The sequence below is a fragment of the Tenacibaculum aiptasiae genome, assembly GCF_008806755.1.
Lineage (GTDB): Bacteria > Bacteroidota > Bacteroidia > Flavobacteriales > Flavobacteriaceae > Polaribacter > Polaribacter aiptasiae.
The window spans coordinates 1-227 of record NZ_WAAU01000048.1; the positions used below are offsets into that span (position 1 = coordinate 1).

Sequence of the window (227 nt, forward strand, 5' to 3'; positions counted from 1 at the left end):
GTGATTGTATAAGTATTAGCCGGTAAGTTTGTAAACGAATTTGTTGTTATTGTTCCAACTCCATTTGGATCTGGATTTATCGTATAACTTAATGGTAATATTCCATTATCAGTTGCTGTCAACTGAATTACTCCTGTTGCATCTCCATTACAAATATCATTCGTCGTTGCTACTGCAGTAAAATCTGGCTGTAACGCTGGTTGAATCTCTATCGTCTTGTTGATTGA

The 227-nt window shown here is 35.7% G+C and carries 1 protein-coding gene; it reads right to left on the minus strand.

Annotated features, from left to right (window positions below):
- The coding region (locus F7018_RS17940; protein ID WP_175578779.1) for a hypothetical protein at positions 1-227 on the minus strand (227 nt) is incomplete at both ends.